The organism is Acinetobacter sp. Ac8, from assembly GCF_055392545.1.
In genome coordinates this window covers 3,921,888-3,941,156 of record NZ_AP043689.1, presented here as the reverse complement: position 1 = coordinate 3,941,156, position 19,269 = coordinate 3,921,888, and the positions used below count along the sequence as shown (strand labels likewise).

Here is a 19,269-nt window from a genome sequence, read left to right as displayed (position 1 = left end):
ACTTCTTTGGGAGTGACCTTTTACGTTTCTGCAATGCCAGCAACACGTTCAAGCTGGTTATTTACAAATTTAAATTCCATTCCATGCTCTGTATCTAAATCATAGTGAATAGAGAGGGTTAAGGTATCGGGTGTACTCACACGCAAATTTAACATGGTCTGAATATAAGGATTATGAGATTCCACATCCTGAATATTCAATGCAGCCTCACCTGATTTTTCTGGATTTTCATAATAATGTGCATAAAGCTTTTGATAGCGTTCAAAAGCATGTTGCTGAATGGTCTGAATATGTTGTTCAATACTATTGATAAATAATTGGTAGGTTTTTGCAAAAGCGTTGAGTTGATCAAGATTGGGCGCTTCTTCGATTTCATCGCCATCTTCATCAAACTCTTCCCCTAAGAAAATCTCCCGATCAGCATTTTGATTAAAAAAACAATGTGAAAAAAATGTTTCTGAACTAAACCCAGCCCAGCTCGGGTGGATATCACCCCAATAATCATGTTTCATGGTTTTGATTCCTGATTTTTATATTTAGCATGCTTGATCATAAAGTAAGCCTAATGAAAAAAAATTATTCGAAATGTAAAAAAGGTCAAATTTTGTAAATTTTAATAAATTCCTCAACATGAGTTGATATAATTAGCGTTCTTCAGGAGGAACGACCTCCCTCAATTTGAGAAAAATCGTCAGGACGGCCTGATTCTAATTTAAATTTGGAGCTGGTCATGGCTTGGGTTTTTCTTATTTTCGCAGGTATCTTTGAAATCGTTTGGGCATATAGTATGAAATTGTCCGAAGGTTTTACAAAGCTTACACCAAGTATTGTCACCTTATTTTTCATGATTTTAAGCTTTGGTCTATTGGCATATGCGATGCGTACTTTGCCATTGGGAACTGCTTATACCATTTGGACTGGGATTGGAGCGATAGGCTCATTCTTGGTTGGTATTTTTATTTTGGGTGAACCTGCAACAGCAATGCGGATGTTCGCTGCTGTACTGATTGTTTCTGGCTTAGTTTTAATGAAACTTTCTTCGTCTTAATTTATTGAAATGTTTAAGTGCTATTTCTGTAGGAGGTAGCACTTTTTTTATGTGTAGTTCATGGTGTAATCAATAGTGGAAACACCCAATAGAAAATGGTGAATGTGTAATGGCATGGGTTTTATTGGCAGTTGCGGGTGTGCTTGAGGTGGTTTGGGCATATTTTATGAAGGTGTCTGATGGGTTTACCAAGCTGACACCGAGTATCTTGACCATCATCTTTATGATTGCAAGTTTTGCATTACTTTCTTATGCAATGAAAACATTACCACTTGGAACAGCTTATACCGTGTGGACAGGGATTGGTGCGATTGGTTCTTTTGCCGTCGGAATTTTCTTTTTAGGTGAAGCAGCTTCAGCGATGCGGATGTTGGCTGCTGTATTGATTATTTCAGGTCTTATTTTGATGAAATTATCTTCAAGCTAAGTTAAGCTGTTGCTGAGTTGGAAAGGGAATAAGGACATGCAACTTTCATTTATGGAAATGAGCTCCCCAGTCGGGATATTAAAATTAGTCGCCCACGATCATGCCTTGGTTGCAGTACTTTGGGAAAATGAAAATCCTAAACGGGTTCGTTTGGCTGAATTAATTAAGAACAATACACATCCAGTTTTGTTGGAGACGGCGAAACAATTGAATGAATATTTTCAAGGAAAAAGAACCCAGTTTGATTTACCGCTAGATTTTGCGGGGACTGAGTTTCAGCAGAAAGTTTGGCAAGCTTTATTGACGATTCCATTTGGTGAAACGCGGAGCTATAAAGAGATCGCAGAACAGATTGGAAATGTCAAAGCAGTTCGGGCAGTGGGCGCAGCGAATGGTAAAAATCCGATCTCTATTATTGCGCCATGTCATCGTGTGGTCGGGGCTGATGGTAAATTAGTGGGTTTTGCGGGTGGGTTGGATAATAAGGATGTTTTGTTAAAGTTGGAGAAAATTTAACTCAAATTTAAGTTGATCATTTTAATTCAAGATTGCTAAAAGTCAGCCCAAGTTTGGGTTATGGTACATGTAATTCTCTTTAACTTAATCAATAGAAAGATCAGCATTCTTTAATTTTAATTCCTTTAATTGTGAACTTAGAGCAAACTTTGCTTCATTTCCTGTAATTCGGAAATAAAAAATTATAATAACTGTCATGATTTAGAACTAAATAATAATTTCATACTCAAACCAATAAAAGCTAAAGCAAATATACCTCTAAGCCATTTAAGTACAATAGGTCTATCTAATACATGTTGGCGCATCATTGCCGCGAAAACACCATAAATGATAAAAACCACCAATGTAATCAGCATAAAGATTAAGCTCAACACGGACATATCCCATATGGGGTGGGCGGTATCAGTGGAGATAAACTGAGGTAAAAAGGCGAGAAAAAACAATGGGAGTTTTGGGTTAAATAAATTAATAAATATCGCGTGATTCATAATTTTAAGTGCAGAATCTTCTGTATTTTTTTGCTCAAAATGAAATGTTCCTTTGTCTTGGAGTGCTAACCAAGCCATATATAACAAATAGGCAACACCCAAAAATTTTAAGATCATAAATACACTGCTACTAACAGTAAACACAAAAGCAAGTCCCAATATTGCAATTAACATATGTGGAATAATTCCAAATGTGCAGGCAATTGCAGCAATTAAGCTGGCCTTTGTTCCGCGTGATAAACCTGTTGCAATGGTATAAATCGTACCTGAGCCTGGAGAAATAACAACAATAAATGATGTCATTAAAAATTCGATACTAATCTGCATGAGTCTATTCCGAAAGTGGATTTCGGCTGATTATCATAGAAACTAAGATCAGTCGTCTTGAATAAAATTGCAGGAGTTTTTAAGACAAGTAACTTTTTTGATAGCGACTCGGTGTAATTCCAAATTGACGTACAAAAGCTCTTGTCATATGGCTTTGATCGGCAAAGCCTGCAAATAAAGCCGCATCAACCAAGGTTTTTCCTTGCAATAGATAACGTCGTGCATGGCACACTCGTCGTTGCAGTAAGTAGGCATGAGGTGTAATACCAAATTCATGAGAAAAACTTCGTAATAGCTGAAAACGGCTAAGGTCACATAAATGAGCGAGCTCACTTAGTGTAACGTTATGTTCTGCCATATCATCAAGATATTCTTTAGCACGCTTTACGGAAAAAGACAGGGTGGGTTGATAATTTTTCGACAGCATGTGATAACGGCTTACATGCATTAAGCTAAACAAAAGCATTTCTTCTAGTGCAACACTTTCAACAACAGACTGGGCCATTTCATTAAATAGCCGTAATAAATGCTGATTCAAAAGTCCATCGCGGACCAAAGGATTCAAGATAGCATCAGCACTACGCCCTTCGGAAACTAACTCTTGCTTTAATAGTTCTGGCTGAATATAAATCATTTGCCAAGAACGGGGGCCATTGAGTGGAATACCATCATGGATTTCACCAGGATTTACAATAATAATATCACCAGATATCGCTTCGACTTGACCAATTAAGCTCCATGAGCGTTGTGCACCACTTGTAATCATACCTATGCCAAAGTAATCATGTGAGTGACGAGGAAAAGAGTGTTCCGTCAATAAGGATATTGCCTCTGTACCAACAATTGGAGGGCGCAATGGATCAATTTGATGAATTCGATTGGACAATGGACATGCTCTCGTTTTTTATAATGGGGTATCTTATTAAAAAAGCTCAATCGCTATTGCAAGTTATCAATTTACTCCTTTAAATTCAGTTGGTAAATTCATTTACTATTCCAAACTGTGATATTGAGTGCGTCAATTATTGCCAAACGTTTCAATAAAAAGATGATGAATCACTCATCCGCAGCTTTAGACTTTAACCATTTCCATTGCCCATTTTTAAATTGGTAAGTGTCGATCCACCATCTTGCGCCACCTCGACATGAGCTGGTCATTTGTTGCTTCTGGGGAATCAGTTTGAGATCCGTCAATCCAGAACATTGTGCATGGCTAAAATCAATTTTTCCTTGGTCCAACACTTGATAATCTTTACTTTTAGGTCGATAGAGAAAAATATCAAAAATAGAATAAACCCCCATTCCCATATCAGGTGTAGACACAGCAATATCGGTATATCCATCAAAATTATAGTCTTGAAAATGAATCTGTCGTTTTCGTTCAAATGGTAATTCTGCAAGATCAAATGCTTGCTGTTTAGCCGCTGTTTGAATGATGAGCTGACCTGATTCGTCGTCGCCATCTTTAAAAATAAAATGGGTTTTTTGCCCATTCACTACATCGTTAATATTGCGATTTACAGTTTGTTGTTGTGGTTGAGCGAATGCGGCGAATGAGGTTAAAAGTAAACTTGATAGGATTATTGTCGTGAGTGTTTTATGCATTGTTATTCTCGTTGTCATTCCCATTGTTTTAGGGGATTTCCAAGTTTCAACTGTTTAGTGAAACTTGGATGCTATTTTCAAAAGTGCAGAGCAATGTTCAGCATTTAAAAGCGCTTTGGAATTTTTTGCCCACCTTCAATAGGCGTTTCAGCATTTTTTAATACACCAAATAACCATGTTTCAGCATGTTGTACCGCGATTTTAAGCGGATCTCCTAGTGCTAAACGTCCTGCAATAAAGCTTGCCAATGAACAACCTGAACCATGGTATTCACCTTCTAAACGGGGACATTTAGATTCAGCGATCATTTCACCATTCACATACAAGGCGTTGCGAATATAGTCTGGGGTATCTTCATGCCCACCTTTTACCAGAACAGCTTGTGCGCCCATTTCAAACAGCTTGGCTGTGGCTTTTTCTATGTCTTGTTCTGCTGTTAAGGCACGTAATTCCACAGTATTTGGGGTAATGATTGTTGCCAGTGGAATTAGTTCGATAAAGGCTTTAACTAAGGTCTCTTGATTACCCAGTGAGCCACCACTATTGGCGACTAAAACAGGATCAAGTACATATAGATAATCTGGATGTTCACGTAAAAACTCAGCCAGCGCAGCAATATTATCTGTCGTCCCTAACATCCCCGATTTGATGGCTTTAATAGGTAAATCACCGACAACAGCATTGGCCTGAGCAAGCAGTAGTTCTTTGGAGCTGGCTTCAAAACCAAAAACTTGTTGAGAGTTTTGAATGGTTAATGCTGTACAAGCAATTGCCGCATGTGCGCCACTTTGACCAATCGCTTCAATATCAGCCTGTATACCAGCACCACCAGAAGGGTCTAGACCTGAAAAACAAAGTACAGTAGGGCGCACGATGATGTCCTTAATTCACAAATTTACGTTAGTATAGGCAAGTTTACGAGAACACTCGATAGTAATTTGATAATTGTTTCAAACACAGATTTAAAGGATTGGATGGTGATAAAGAATATTTTAATTGATCTCGACGGCACATTAACCGACCCAAAAGTAGGCATTACGACATCTGCACGTTATGGACTTGCAAAGGTTGGGCATCCGATTCCTGACAGTGAAAATATCGACTGGATTATTGGTCCACCGTTAAAGGCATCATTGGCAAAGCTACTCAATGTTGAAGCAAATGATATTTTAGCTGAACAAGCTTTATTGGGTTATCGTGAACGCTTTGCTGTAACTGGCCTATTTGAAAACCATGTTTTTGATGATGTTGCACAAACCTTGGAAGCCTTAAAAAGTAAGGGTTATCGACTGTTTTTAGCTACTGCAAAACCTGAAGTTTATGCACGTCAAATCTTAGATCATTTTGATTTATTAAAATATTTTGATTATCCCTACGGCAGTGAGTTAAATGGCGAACGCACCAATAAAGGCGAGTTAATCACTTATATCCTTGAAAAAGAAAAGTTAAATCCTGAAGAGTGTTTGATGGTGGGAGATCGGGAACATGATATTTTTGGTGCACGTAAAAATGCGATTGAAACCATTGCGGTAGAGTATGGATATGGCTCAAAACAAGAATTGGATGAAGCAGCGCCGAAAGCAAGAATTGCAAAGTTCTCTGAATTGTTAAACCTGCTCTAAATCTGCTTTTAGTTCAGACTTTTGAGATAATTCCAATTCACCTTAATCATCCCCAACATAGAGAAACCATACTCTGAGTTGGGGTTTTACTCGCAATCACATCGTTAGTAGTAATCACATATTTCAACAGGGACTAAATCCCCAGTAATCTTTTAATGTCATTCACTCAATCGGATAGAGATATCGCATGATGTGGAAGCATTAAACGCTTAAACCCATCACAGCTCAATTTACGATCCACTTACAGTAAAACTTGGCTTTAAGGTGGAGAGATATTCAAATCTGCAATGTATCCCATGTCAGTCCGTCTAAAGGTAAAATGATGGAATTAGCGCACATCCAAATACAATGATTCCTTAATTTCCTCCATCACAATATAGCTATGTGAAGAGGCTGAAGACGGAAGTTTTTTAAGTAAATCACCAAGTAAGCGTCGATAAGCGCTCATTTCTTTTAGTCGGGCTTTGACTAAATAATCAAAATCTCCCGAAATAAGATGGCACTCTTGTACTTCTGGTATTTCCATTAAGTCCTTAGCCACTTGTTCAAACACATCCCCAGACTTTGCTGATAAGCTAATTTCTAGAAAAACTAATAAGTTGCGATCAAGATGTTTCGGGTTTAGACGAGCATGATAGCCCATAATGATGCCATCTCTCTCCAAACGTTTGACGCGTTCAGAACAAGGTGTGGTCGATAAACTGACCCGTGAAGCCAACTCGCTGATGGCAATTCGACCCTCATTTTGAAGAATATCTAAAATCATTCGATCTATACGGTCTAATTTACGCATCAATTATTCCCTTTTTTTTAATCATTTTTCACGACAAAAAATTAAAACACCTAAATTTTAGCATTAAAAATAGTGAAATAAACTATTGAACCAAAAATATACTAGTGAAATAAACTAGTAAATGCATAAAGGATAAGAAATGCGTGTAATAGTATTAGGTAGTGGTGTGATTGGCGTAGCAAGTGCATATTACCTCGCGCAGCAAGGAGCACAAGTTACAGTTTTAGACCGTCAAGCAGGTCCAGCTGAAGAAACCAGCTTTGGTAATGCAGGTCAAATTTCTCCAGGATATTCGACACCGTGGGCTGCACCCGGTATTCCGTTTAAAGCGGTTAAGTGGATGTTTCAACATCATGCACCACTCGCGATTAATATCGATGGCAGTATGTGGCAGTTACAGTGGATGGCGCAAATGCTTAAAAACTGTAACTCAGAAAGTTATGCGATCAACAAAGAACGTATGACCCGTGTTGCAGAATATAGTCGTGACTGTTTAAGAGAATTACGTAAAGATACTGGCATTGAATACGAAAACCGTTCAAAAGGCACATTGCAAGTTTTCCGTAATGAAGCTCAATTAGAAATGGTTCAGCGTGATATTGCTGTACTTAAAGAATGTGGTGTTCCACATGAGTTATTGCTTAAAGATGATCTTGCTAAAGTAGAACCAGCACTTGAACATGCCAAAGATAAATTGGTCGGTGGTTTACATCTTCCAAATGATGAAACGGGCGACTGCTATTTATTTACCAATGCTTTAGCCAATTTAGCCAAAGGTTTAGGTGTCGAGTTTAAATTCAACCAAAATGTTGAAAGATTGGTGGTTGAAGGTGATGAAATCAAAGGTGTAGTGGTTAATGGTGAAGTGTTAACTGCTGATCGCTATGTCTTGGCTTTTGGTAGCTATTCACGTGATTTCTTAAAGCCGCTGGAATTGAATTTACCAGTTTACCCAGTGAAGGGTTATTCTTTAACTATTCCAATTGTTGATCCAACATTTGCACCACAATCTACAGTTTTGGATGAAACCTATAAAATCGCAATTACTCGTTTTGATCAACGTATTCGTGTTGGTGGAATGGCAGAATTAAGCGGTTTTAATCATGGTTTAAATGCGGATCGCCGTGGCACATTGGAAATGGTGACCCAAGATTTATTCCCGGGTGGTGATTTGGCACAAGCATCATTTTGGACCGGTCTTCGCCCAATGACCCCAGACAGCACACCAATTATTGGCGCAACACGTTTTAAAAACTTATTCCTCAATACTGGACATGGCACTTTAGGCTGGACGATGGCATGTGGTTCAGGAAAATTGATTAGTGATTTGGTACTTAATCATCAAACCGATATTAGTACCGAAGGTTTATCTATTCAGCGTTATCCACACGCTGCTTAAGTACCACTTTATTAAAACAGTGATAAATAAATTGTTTAGCGATAAATAATTTACAACGCCAATCCATATTCAGGGATGAATAAAATGCCTAGACCAATTACTGCCGTCATTCATCAGGATGCTTTGCTGCATAACCTGAATGTCGCCCGTCAATTTATGCCACAAAGTAAAGTTTTTACCGTGGTCAAGGCCAATGCTTATGGACACGGTATTGAACGTGTCTATGATGCATTCAAATCCGCAGATGGTTTTGCTTTGTTGGATATCGATGAAGCAAAACGCCTAAGAACATCGGGATGGACTGGTCCAATTCTGCTCTTAGAAGGCATTTTTTCAGCAGATGATTTATTGGATTGTGAAAAGTATCAATTAAGTTTTAGCCTGCATAATGAAGATCAAGTGAATTGGCTAGAACAATTTCAAAGCCAATCTCTCAAAGACAATCCAGCACAGACGCAATTCGATGTATTTTTAAAAATGAATACAGGAATGAATCGCCTTGGTTTTAAACCTGATGCGTATCGGGCAATGTGGCAAAGATTAAAGCAATTCGATGTGGCGAAATCTATCACACATATGATGCATTTTTCAGATGCAGATGGTGAGCGTTTGGGGCAATCTGGGATTGCATACCAGCAGGCTATTTTTGAACAAACCATTCAAGATTTAGACGGTGAACGCTCAGTTTCAAATAGTGCGGCCATTCTCCGACATTCACAAGATTTACGTTCAGATTATATTCGTAGCGGGATTATGCTGTATGGCAGTTCTCCAGACTATCCAACACATTCAATTCAAGATTGGAATCTTAAACCAAGCATGAGTTTACGCAGTGAAATTATTGCAATTCAAGATTTACAGCCAAGTGAAACAGTAGGGTATGGATCTAAATTCACGGCAACCCAAGCCATGAAAATCGGAATCGTGGCATGTGGTTATGCAGATGGTTACCAACGTATTTCGACGGATGCACCCGTATTGGTTAACTCTGTACGAACCCAAACTATTGGCCGTGTCAGCATGGACATGTTAGCGGTTGATTTAACCCATATCCCTGATGCTCGAGTTGGAAGCGAAGTGGTACTTTGGGGACAGTCGTCAAATGGAACTGTACTGCCGATTGATGAAGTTGCAGCAAGTTCTGGAACCGTAGGTTATGAGCTCATGTGTGGTGTAACTGCACGGGTCAATTTTAAAATTTCAAAATAAGGACATCAACATGTCAAACAACGTTCAACACGCAGACATTCAAAAACTCAACAGCAATCAAGTAATGAGTGCAGTCACCATTTTCAATAAAGTGGTTTATTTGTCAGGCCAAGTTCCTAAAAATACCCAACAGGATATTATTGGTCAAACTCAAGAAATCTTGGCAACAATTGACCAGTTATTGCTTGAGGCAAATACTGATAAATCACGTTTATTGTCTGCTCATGTCTACATCAAAAATTTAGATGATTTTGCAACTTTTAACACCATTTGGATTGATTGGTTAGAAGGCTGTGTTGCACCATCTCGTGCAACAATTCAAGCGGATTTGGTTAATCCAGATTGGTTGATTGAGATCGCAGTTATTGCGGCGCAGGCATAAATTAATCTCTTGTCATAAAGTAGAATTGATTATTGTCAATAATTAAAGCAGTATTTGCCCCGAATTAAAGCTGGTCACATGTAAACCATGTGGCCCAGTTCGCGTTAGGTAGAACAATAGAACGGGAATGTTCTTATGCCACAAGCGGGTTTTACCTCCAAAAAATTGTCAAAAAGGATATTTTTATGACAACTTCAAGCCATTCAGATGACGTACCATCGTCGCCAAATGAGCTACAACGGAAATTATCCAATCGTCACCTACAATTAATTGCGATTGGTGGTGCAATTGGTACAGGCTTATTTATGGGTTCAGGGAAAACCATTTCCCTTGCAGGCCCTTCAATTCTGATCATTTATATGATCATTGGTGCAATGTTCTTTTTCCTGATGCGCGCATTGGGTGAAATTTTACTTTCAAATCTGCACTATAAATCCTTTATTGATATGGCACATGACTTAATTGGACCGGGTGCTGGCTATTATATTGGCTGGTCATACTGGCTCGGTTGGATCTTAGTGGGTATTGCGGATTTGGCTGCAATTATCAATTATCTCAATTTTTGGCTTCCTGACGGAACCGCCTTTACCCCCATGGGACAAGCCTTAATTAGTGCTGGATGCGTACTCTTGGTATTGGGGATTAATCTCCTCACGGTAAAGTTGTTTGGTGAAATTGAGTTTTGGTTTGCTTTGATCAAAATTTTAGCCATTGTCGGATTGATTCTTATTGGTGGCTATATGGTGTTGAGCCATTTCCAAGCACCAACAGGTTCAGTTGCAAGCTTTAGCAATGTCTGGTCGCATGGTGGCATGTTCCCGAAAGGCGCAAGTGGCTTTTTAGCAGGTTTCCAAATTGCCTTGTTTGCTTTTGTCGGTGTCGAGCTGATCGGTACTATGGCGGCAGAAACCAAAGATCCTGAAAAGAACTTACCTAAAGCGGTCAATGCGATTCCGACCCGTATTATTTTGTTCTATGTATTGGCTCTCTTTATCGTGATGTCGGTAACCCCTTGGAATGAAATACCTGCGGATCAAAGTCCATTTGTCACATTGTTTCTACATGCTGGTATTGGTGCAGCTGCTGTGATTATGAACTTGGTGGTTTTATCCTCGGTAATGTCATCGATGAACAGTGGTGTATTTTCGACCAGTCGTATGTTGTTTGGATTGGCCAAAGAAGGGCAAGCACCGACTAAGTTGGCTGAACTGTCTAAACGCGCCGTTCCTGCAAAAGGTTTATTGTTCTCTTGTGGCTTTATTATGGCAGGTGCAGCACTACAATATTTTGTTCCAAATACCGTTGAAGCATTTACCTTAGCCAGTTCTTTATGTGTGATTTTATTCATTAGTATCTGGAGTATTATTATGGTGTGTTATATACGCTACCGTAAATTACGCCCAGAATTGCATGAGAAATCAAACTTTAAAATGCCGGGTGGTGTATGGATGTCTTATCTTGTTTTGATCTTCCTTGCCTTTACTTTGGTGATTTTAAGCCTTGAGCCTGATACTTTAAAAGCTTTAATCATCAGCCCATTGTGGGTGATTATTTTAGCGGTGACCTATCAAATGATGTATAAACCGCGTATGAAAAAGCGTAATCAGCAGCTTTAATGTTGAATATTCAATTGATCAGGAGATGGTGTTAGATCATCTCCTGAATAACTATGATATGAAAGATTTTGATATAAATTAAATTTAAAAATTAAACGCTTAGATTAAATATAAAATGCTCAACTTTTTGGTTTTATCCGTGATTGATTGCATAGGTTCAATGTGAAATTTAACAAATTATTCAAAATAAATTACTGAAATAAAAATAAAAAGCACGTTTAATAGCATCATTTACGCTAAACAACTGCATATATGCGCAATAACAAGATCGATCTCTTACGTGGAATTTCAATTTTATTGGTACTTCTCCACCATTTTAATATTCCTTATAAACTGCATGACACATTTCTCGGTATACAAATCTTTGGCGAAAGCTTAAGTACCTTAATTGCCCGCAATGGTAATTATGGTGTGACCCTATTTTTTGTGATTTCAGGTTTTTTAATCACCCAACATACTTTACAAAGAAGTGGCACACTCGCGCAGATTATGCTCAAAGATTTCTATATCCGCCGTATTGCCCGAATTATGCCTTGTTTGGTCCTACTGGTGGCGCTGGTGACGGCACTGGGTGCAATGGGGTTAAAACCCTTTATCAACCAAGCGCCAAACGGTATTGAAGTTTCTTATGGCTTAACTGTATTTTCTGCTTTTACCTTTTGGATGAATATTCTGATCATTGAAAATGGCTGGGTGAATTATGCACTTGGTGTGCTGTGGTCCTTATCTGTTGAGGAAGTCTTTTATTTAGTATTTCCGATTTTGTGTGTTGTATTAGGCCGTGGTAAAGGCTTTATTATATTTTTATTGGCAATCATCATTTATGCACCTTATTTCCGTTCATTGCATTTTGCTGAGGAAAGCGGGGCTTATCTTTATCATTACTTCTCAAGTTTTGACGGAATTGCGATGGGTTGCTTAACTGCTTTAATGACTCAGCGGATGGGACAAAAAATACAGGTTTCAAAAATCGTGGTTCCAATCATTGTTTTGTTGATGGCCGCTGTTTATTTATATGCACCAATCAAAGAGGTTAGTACGTGGGGAATCAGCATTTTTGCCATATTGTCAGCAATGTTGATCTTCTGTTTTGCTCAGAACCCATATACTGAATCTCGCTCTATATTGTCAAAAGGTGTAGCGTGGATTGGACAACATAGTTATGAAATGTACTTGTTTCATTTGATTATCTTGGGTTTATTTAAAGTTTTTTATTTTCCCAAAGAAACCTTAGCTGTTGAAAAATTAATGCTATTACCAATTTATTTTATTGCTGTTTTTGTATTGAGTTGGGCCATTGAAAAGTATTACTCAACACCGATGAATGCAAAAATTAGAAATTGGCTAATTAAGCGCCATTGAACAAATCCTATACTTATTGAGTTTGCACAAGTAAATGGTTATTTGGGAACGGATCCAATTGGACTTGATGTTGAGTGCAATAGCGTGATTGTGCATTGTTTAAGGTAATAACAACTACTTTTTACATTATTGAATCGTGTATGGAGTAATTATCGTATGGCGACATGGATGTCGCCGCAGCGCAAGGTTTGTCATCCCCTACGAAAAGTGGGGCATTGCCAGCTTAAACCTTGTATCTAAGATGTGGCAGTGAAGCCTCTATAAAGGCATGTATTAAGTGTTATGAATGATATTGTTGATTAAGTTTTTATAGTTTCATGTTGTTGAATTTATTAAAAAATTATTTAGGTGGGCCTGTAAATTACATACAATCAATAAAAAACCTCCATTTAGGAGGTTTCTATCTACAAGTTAAAATGTCGGTTTAACGACCACTAAAATCACCACTGCAAATAAAATCAGGGTTGGCATCTCATTGAAAAACCGCCAAAACTTATGCGATTTATAATGTGCATTGCCAATCAGTTTTTTACGGTAATAGCCACAAACAAAGTGGTAAATTACTAAAAGACCAACTAAACCGACTTTTAGATAAAACCATAAAGCTTCATGGTAATGACGTGTAGCATCACCCCAGTCTACGAGAAAATGTGCGGTGATCAATGTTGCGATCATCGAAGGCCACATAATGCCCCGATATAATTTACGCTCCATGATCTCGAAACGCTGATGACTTAGATTGTCATCGCTCATGGCATGGTAGACAAACAAACGCGGGAGATAAAACAGTGCTGCAAACCAACACACGACTGCAATGATATGTAAAGCTTTTACCCAAAGGAAAGCTTCTGAAGGAGCATCCATCAATTTACCCTTTTAAGGGCAGTGTGCGAGATGTTGATCACCCAAACTTATTTTAAATTTGAATGATCAACAATTCTTTGTTTAGCCTTCCCATTTTTTAAAAATGAGACAAGCATTGACACCGCCAAAACCGAAACTGTTACTCATCACAGTATTCAATTTTGTATCGCGTTTTTCAAGTACGATGTCATAACCTTTTGTGCCTTCATCAAGTTCAGTGACATTGATATTTGGCGCGATAAAGTCATTTTGCATCATCAATACAGAATAAATGGCTTCTTGAACACCAGCAGCACCCAGACTGTGACCTGTCATAGACTTGGTTGAGCTTAATGGTGGAACATTACCTTCACCAAATGCGCGACCCATCGCAAGAAGTTCAGTCACGTCACCAGCAGGTGTTGAAGTACCATGGGTATTGACATAGTCAACCTTATCTACGCCATGTTGTTTAGCTTCTTCTAAAGCCATCAAAATACAACGGGTCGCACCTTCACCCGATGGTGCAACCATATCCGCACCATCCGAATTTGCAGCATAAGCAACAACTTCTGCAAGAATATTTGCACCGCGTGCTTGAGCATGTTCAAGTGATTCAAGTACAACGAAACCACCACCACCCGCAATCACAAAACCGTCACGGTCTGCTGAGTATGGGCGTGATGCTGTTTCTGGAGCATCATTATATTTAGAACATAGTGCGCCCATTGCATCAAACAATAAGCTTTGTGACCAGTGATCTTCTTCACCGCCACCGGCCAACATTAAATCTTGTTTACCCAATTGAATCAGGTTGTAAGCATAGCCAATCGCATCAGCTGAAGTTGCACAAGCACTGGTGATTGAATGAGCAACACCTTGTAATTTAAATGCAACACCGACATTGGCAGTAATGGTGTTTGACATATTACGTGGTACGAAGAACGGGCCAATTTTACGCGCACCTTTTTCTTCTAAAAGTTTAACCATCTCTGTAACAGACGCAGTTGAGTTACCACCTGAACCCCCTGCAATACCGTAACGAGGATTACCGCCCAATTGTTCTGGCGTTAAGCCTGCATGTTCAACGGCTGCAAGCGCAGAATTGTAGGCATACATTGCACATACGCCCATGAAGCGCTTGAGTTTACGGTCAATACCATCAAAATCTTGTTCAGCAGCGGCACTGACATGACTTTTAAAATTAAGTTCTTCGTAAGTTGAATTATGACGTGTCCCTGAAATACCATTTTCCAAAGAGTGCTTAACAGCTTCCAATGTATTACCGATACATGAGTTAATGCCCATACCAGTGATGACAACACGACGGTTCATGCAAAGTCCTTTATTTTAGAATACAGAATGAATGTTTACATTTAAACGCGTTTACTTTTTTAGTTCAATGGCGAAAGATATTGATTCTTGTGCATCATTTAAAACAATATATTGTATGCTTAAAAGTTAATTAAATAACTGAAAATAAATATATTTATTATTTTTATAATAATATGAATTCATGATGGATATTTACATCAATTAGGCAAAACCATCCATAAGCAGGGCTTACCTGAGATGGTTTGAAGCACTAATTTTTGAAATAAATTTTAAATTGCTGAGATGAGCATGGTGTTTTATCCCTATTGTAGAACAAGACTTCTCTTTACCTGCTGAGTTGAATTATCCATATAACCGATATGATGACCATCAAGACCAATCATATCGGTTGCAATACAACTGTTATAGCCTATTGCAAGCCTAAACAAAATTTCTTTGTCTTTATGAATTACCAAGGCGTTTTCTTTTCCCACTCTGGATCAAAACCTGATGTAGATGCAGCAACTTTTAAATAATCTGCATAACTCTCAGCCAATAAAATTGGTGGAATCTGTTTAAGTGGAAGTTCATTGTTATTCCAAGAGCGGCTGGCTTTCTTGCTAAAGGTGAGTTCATAAAGTACAGCTGGAATATTTTCCTCTGGTACATAACTTCCGCTAAATGTAATTTCTACATCAATACCCAACTGTTTATACGGCTTGGTATAGCGGTCAAATGAACCACCATCTTCGATACTGGCACGTTGGTAGCCTAATTTGGTCACTACACCACGGAGGGTAAAGGTGTCTGTAAGCCAGCCATTATGATCCTTAATTTCAGTGACATTATCATCTTCAAGCTTCGGTAGGTGATGGGTCATCTGTTCAAATAAGAATTTCACTTTGTAGTCTTTAAAGTGTGCAATCCAATCTTTGGCTTCCTTTTCACCAACCAAAACCGCATGAGAAATTTGAATTTTACTGTCTGCACTGAGTTCGATTTCATCATCATCTAAATTCAGTAATGCACCATCATCACTTGGTCTAAAACTGATTTTTTCACCATTGGTTTTGATTTCAAGCCAAATCAGTTTTTGGATTAAGCGTCTCATGATTGGATGGGCAAAGATATACTCTTGCCACTCAGCAACATTCCACTGACGTTCGCTACACATCGCCTCATACAAACGACCTGTTTGCATATCCACGACTTGTTTAAACTCTTTTTTACTGGTGCTAAATAGTGCTTTGGCTTCTTTGATCAGGCTTTCATCATCATTTTGGCGGGCCGCGGGTAGCGCTTTAACCTCTTTACCTTCTTCATTTTTAAGAATGAATTTGTCTTTATCATCGACAATGGCACTAAAGTTACGTGAGCCATATTGTAGCTGTAACACTCCATTTTCATCTAAACCTGCTGTAGGAATAGTACGGTCAGCCAGCTCATCACTTGTCCATTGATTGCGTTCAGCAATCTCAGCAACCAATGTGTTTGCAAGTGTTTGCACTGAAGCAGTACGGTAACGACGTGAAAGTGAAAGCAACAGTTGGATGATTAATGGGTCATTACTGATCGATAATGCACTAATCATGGCTTCAATTTGTGAGCGACGAGGGTAGTGTTGCTTCATATAATTCTGCAATTGTTTTACTGCAAAACTTCCTTGTGCATTGGCAGTCAGTGAAAGCATACCTTTACTTTTGATCGCGGAACCCAGATAAAGTCCTAAACGTTCGCGTTTAATCTCTTCAATCACTTCTTCTAAGGTGATGGTGCCATATTTGGCATAATATTCAGGGTATTTTTCACCATAACGTTTGTATGAATCCCGATAAGAACTCAGACGGCCAGGTGCTTCTGTGGTTGCATATTGCGTTGCTTCATCCAATGGTGTTTGTAAGGTATCTTGATGAATAAAACTGTGTAATAAATGATTGGCAAGTTGTACCTGATCTTTTTGATCGAGTAAGTCACTATAGCGTTGTAATAAGGCATTGGCTCTAGGCTCTTTTAGTTTTTCAGCCAATATCACCCACCATTTGACAATTCTAGGGTCAACCTCTTTACCATTCTGCCATTTCACTTTTGGCAATGTGTCAAAATCAAACCATGTAAAACTGCTTGAAAGTTTGCCTTTTAAACCGTCTTCTGCTTCTTTTAGCAGCACTTCTGGTTTGAGATAAGCACTAATATCCTGTCCAAGCTTTTCTAATGCTGTTAGAAGAGCAGCTCGAACGATTTCTTTCTTCTCTTTTTTTAGTAAAGCATTCAGCGGTTTTACTGCATCCTGATTTTGTAGACGTGCCAGCCATTCAATTGCTGTGATTCGGATGTCTTGTTTACCCGAATCTAAGGCTTCGATGGCACGTTGATGAATGTCAGGAAGGTGCTGTAAGGTTTCTTGCGCTTCATAACGCAAACGCTTATTTTCACCCAATGCAAATTCGAGTAAGCGCGGAATAAACTGTACTGGTAAGGATGGGAAACATTTAAGTACAAAGATGGCATCGGATGGGTTAAAGCTTTGATATTCATTTTTTTCTAAAGATGGAGAAAGCCCCAACGCTTCAGTTAAATATTCTTGATTTTCCGCAAAAAATGGCCAAATTTTATCTTTTTCATAAATATGATCTTGTAAACTTTGATAATAGGATGATCCCGCTAGAATCCCTTGAGCCACTCTACGTTTTGGATCATTAAATTTAGCCGCAGCTAAGGCCTGAACGATATGGCGAAGTTCATAATTGGCATATTCTTCAGGTTTAAGCATTTCAAATAAATTAGGCCAATAAATCCAATTTCGATTGCGTATCGCAATGATTCTCATGGCATGATTAATGGAAAATTCAGGATATTTTTTATATTTATTTTTATGGGTAATAATATTTTCAACTTGGTGGACATTTTTAAAAGATGCATCACCGTTCAGTTGGTCAACAATCGACGTTAAAGTTTGATGATTAATTTTTTTAAGCTGCTTTAAATGATCTTGAGCCCAAGTTCTTTTATAACTTGCTGTTTTATTCTCTTCAATTTCATCGGCAGCATTCTGTTCAGCTTTAGCCAAAATTTCTTGATAATTTTCTAAAATAACTTCGGTAAAGCTTGCTGGAATTTTTTGTTCAACAAACGGTTGAAAAGTTGGTGCTTCAAAATCTTGCTGTAATTGAGCAGTATCAACAGATCTTAAGCGCTGAATCGCCATTTGTAAGATTTGTTGTACAGATTTTTGTTTTTCCTGTTCTAAAGCTTGTTCTAGTACAGTCAGATTGTCAGCACCTAAACGTGCTAATAGATCTGCAGAAAAGCCACGTTCCTGGCTTGAACCTTCCAATAGATTTTGATTTAAATATTTTTGGCTATCTTCTGGATTTAAATTCGTCAATAAACTGGTGGCTTTAGTACGGATGGTTTTAGATTTACCTACAGAAAGTTTTACAATCAAGTCGGGGATTTGTTTGATCAATGCCGTTTGTTTGGCGATATAGTCTAAAAAGTTTTCTTGTCCAATGATGCTCAGTGTTGGAATAAGTGTTCTGAGTTGATCTAATCGGGCTGAAATGAAGTCTTGGGTGTCCTTGAGTAATAATATTTTATCTAATTTACTAGAATGATAACTGTCGATATTTTGGCGTTCAAATAAATAAGGCAGTAGTTCATCGCCTAAGCCCTGTTGATCACTTTCAAGCAAATCAAATAGTTTCTGTTGGGTCCAATTTTGCTTTAACAACTTATTCGGATCTGCTTCGCTAAAATGCTGGCTGTCAAAAGCGGTAATAAATGTATCTACCGTGAGATAAATAAACCAAGCGGGCACTTTTTCATAAATATTGGTAAAATTTTTCTGTTGTGTTGCCGCTTCAAGCACTTTGGCAAAACGAATGATTTGTTCAAATTCTAATTCTTCAAAGATCTCACCATAATAACGTCGGCGTAGTTTTAGTGCTGCTTCAGCAAGCTTATTTTCTTTTTTATCCAGTGATTGATTGTTTTGAGGCCAATACCAGCTATAGGTACCTGGCTTTCCCAGTAAAAGCAGTGCTTTTTCATGCGGATATTGCTGTAATTTAAGTAATATTTCTGGATTTTCTCCATCCAAAATAAACAAAACCACATTTTGATCTAGTTGGTCTTCAATGACGGCCAAAGGCTGGAAAATATGGTAGAGCTTTTCAACTTTATTTTTTAAATCTTCATTATGTTTTTGAATGTGGTCATGATCAGCGGTTGAGTTTGCTTGTTGCGTTTTCACTGCCTTATCCTCAGGCTTTAAAAACATCGACTCAATTTTTGAAAAAAGTTTATTTAACATCTGTAT

General features: G+C 38.3%; 18 protein-coding genes. 9 read left to right on the top strand and 9 right to left on the bottom strand.

Going from position 1 to position 19,269, the window contains the following annotated elements:
• Window positions 1-20: 20 nt before the first annotated feature.
• Window positions 21-512 carry a DUF6985 domain-containing protein gene (locus ACZ5QH_RS18625; RefSeq protein ID WP_004723679.1) on the bottom strand — a complete coding sequence of 164 codons (492 nt, stop codon included), beginning with the start codon at window positions 510-512 and terminating at the stop codon, window positions 21-23.
• A 218-nt stretch (window positions 513-730) separates the two neighbouring features.
• Between ACZ5QH_RS18625 and ACZ5QH_RS18620 the strand changes: the two genes are divergently transcribed.
• The 3 genes from ACZ5QH_RS18620 to ACZ5QH_RS18610 all read left to right on the top strand — a co-directional run bounded on the left by ACZ5QH_RS18620 (window position 731) and on the right by ACZ5QH_RS18610 (window position 1,991).
• On the top strand, window positions 731-1,048 hold the full coding sequence (locus tag ACZ5QH_RS18620; protein WP_004723678.1) for a DMT family transporter: 318 nt from the start codon (window positions 731-733) through the stop codon (window positions 1,046-1,048).
• A gap of 109 nt (window positions 1,049-1,157) precedes the next feature.
• The gene (locus ACZ5QH_RS18615) at window positions 1,158-1,475 is read left to right on the top strand and encodes a DMT family transporter (RefSeq protein ID WP_034617609.1); all 318 of its coding nucleotides are present in this window, start codon (window positions 1,158-1,160) and stop codon (window positions 1,473-1,475) included.
• Between the two features lie 36 nt (window positions 1,476-1,511).
• Window positions 1,512-1,991, top strand: coding sequence for a methylated-DNA--[protein]-cysteine S-methyltransferase (locus tag ACZ5QH_RS18610; protein WP_004817592.1), 480 nt, complete (start codon window positions 1,512-1,514; stop codon window positions 1,989-1,991).
• Between the two features lie 194 nt (window positions 1,992-2,185).
• Here ACZ5QH_RS18610 and ACZ5QH_RS18605 read toward each other — a convergent pair whose 3' ends face one another.
• From ACZ5QH_RS18605 to ACZ5QH_RS18590, 4 genes are all read right to left on the bottom strand, one after another.
• The gene (locus ACZ5QH_RS18605; protein WP_303577940.1) at window positions 2,186-2,806 is read right to left on the bottom strand and encodes a LysE family translocator; all 621 of its coding nucleotides are present in this window, start codon (window positions 2,804-2,806) and stop codon (window positions 2,186-2,188) included.
• A gap of 79 nt (window positions 2,807-2,885) precedes the next feature.
• On the bottom strand, window positions 2,886-3,692 hold the full coding sequence (locus ACZ5QH_RS18600) for a helix-turn-helix transcriptional regulator (RefSeq protein WP_004817587.1): 807 nt from the start codon (window positions 3,690-3,692) through the stop codon (window positions 2,886-2,888).
• A 170-nt stretch (window positions 3,693-3,862) separates the two neighbouring features.
• Entirely contained in the window at window positions 3,863-4,411 is a 549-nt protein-coding gene (locus ACZ5QH_RS18595) for an XAC2610-related protein (protein WP_303577941.1), read from the bottom strand.
• Window positions 4,412-4,515: 104 nt separating this feature from the next.
• Entirely contained in the window at window positions 4,516-5,283 is a 768-nt protein-coding gene (locus ACZ5QH_RS18590; protein ID WP_004723672.1) for a hydroxymethylpyrimidine/phosphomethylpyrimidine kinase, read from the bottom strand.
• Between the two features lie 102 nt (window positions 5,284-5,385).
• Between ACZ5QH_RS18590 and ACZ5QH_RS18585 the strand changes: the two genes are divergently transcribed.
• Window positions 5,386-6,033, top strand: a complete 648-nt coding sequence (locus ACZ5QH_RS18585) for an HAD-IA family hydrolase (protein ID WP_245349903.1) — start codon at window positions 5,386-5,388, stop codon at window positions 6,031-6,033.
• 328 nt (window positions 6,034-6,361) lie between these two features.
• Here the strand turns inward: ACZ5QH_RS18585 and ACZ5QH_RS18580 are convergent, their stop codons facing one another.
• Window positions 6,362-6,826 (bottom strand): Lrp/AsnC ligand binding domain-containing protein, encoded by a 465-nt coding sequence (locus ACZ5QH_RS18580; RefSeq protein ID WP_004723670.1) that lies wholly within the window; start codon window positions 6,824-6,826, stop codon window positions 6,362-6,364.
• A gap of 139 nt (window positions 6,827-6,965) precedes the next feature.
• Here ACZ5QH_RS18580 and ACZ5QH_RS18575 point away from each other — a divergent pair, with 139 nt between their 5' ends.
• The 5 genes from ACZ5QH_RS18575 (at window position 6,966) to ACZ5QH_RS18555 (ending at window position 12,794) form a co-directional block, all read left to right on the top strand.
• The gene (locus ACZ5QH_RS18575) at window positions 6,966-8,225 is read left to right on the top strand and encodes a D-amino acid dehydrogenase (protein WP_004723669.1); all 1,260 of its coding nucleotides are present in this window, start codon (window positions 6,966-6,968) and stop codon (window positions 8,223-8,225) included.
• A gap of 84 nt (window positions 8,226-8,309) precedes the next feature.
• Complete coding sequence (gene alr / locus ACZ5QH_RS18570; RefSeq protein WP_303577942.1) at window positions 8,310-9,434, top strand: alanine racemase; 1,125 nt, start codon at window positions 8,310-8,312, stop codon at window positions 9,432-9,434.
• A 10-nt stretch (window positions 9,435-9,444) separates the two neighbouring features.
• Window positions 9,445-9,816: a RidA family protein gene (locus tag ACZ5QH_RS18565; protein WP_004723667.1), complete on the top strand. Its 372-nt coding sequence runs from the start codon at window positions 9,445-9,447 to the stop codon at window positions 9,814-9,816.
• 185 nt (window positions 9,817-10,001) lie between these two features.
• Window positions 10,002-11,432: an amino acid permease gene (locus ACZ5QH_RS18560; RefSeq protein ID WP_004723666.1), complete on the top strand. Its 1,431-nt coding sequence runs from the start codon at window positions 10,002-10,004 to the stop codon at window positions 11,430-11,432.
• Window positions 11,433-11,684: 252 nt separating this feature from the next.
• A complete protein-coding gene (locus ACZ5QH_RS18555; protein ID WP_303577943.1) occupies window positions 11,685-12,794 on the top strand; it encodes an acyltransferase family protein in 1,110 nt (369 codons plus the stop codon).
• A gap of 411 nt (window positions 12,795-13,205) precedes the next feature.
• Here the strand turns inward: ACZ5QH_RS18555 and hemJ are convergent, their stop codons facing one another.
• From hemJ to ACZ5QH_RS18540, 3 genes are all read right to left on the bottom strand, one after another.
• Window positions 13,206-13,658 (bottom strand): protoporphyrinogen oxidase HemJ, encoded by a 453-nt coding sequence (hemJ, locus tag ACZ5QH_RS18550; RefSeq protein ID WP_004723664.1) that lies wholly within the window; start codon window positions 13,656-13,658, stop codon window positions 13,206-13,208.
• Window positions 13,659-13,739: 81 nt separating this feature from the next.
• Window positions 13,740-14,972 carry a beta-ketoacyl synthase N-terminal-like domain-containing protein gene (locus tag ACZ5QH_RS18545; protein ID WP_004723663.1) on the bottom strand — a complete coding sequence of 411 codons (1,233 nt, stop codon included), beginning with the start codon at window positions 14,970-14,972 and terminating at the stop codon, window positions 13,740-13,742.
• A 448-nt stretch (window positions 14,973-15,420) separates the two neighbouring features.
• The gene (locus tag ACZ5QH_RS18540) at window positions 15,421-19,263 is read right to left on the bottom strand and encodes a DUF4132 domain-containing protein (protein ID WP_303577944.1); all 3,843 of its coding nucleotides are present in this window, start codon (window positions 19,261-19,263) and stop codon (window positions 15,421-15,423) included.
• Between the last annotated feature and the right edge of the window lie 6 nt (window positions 19,264-19,269).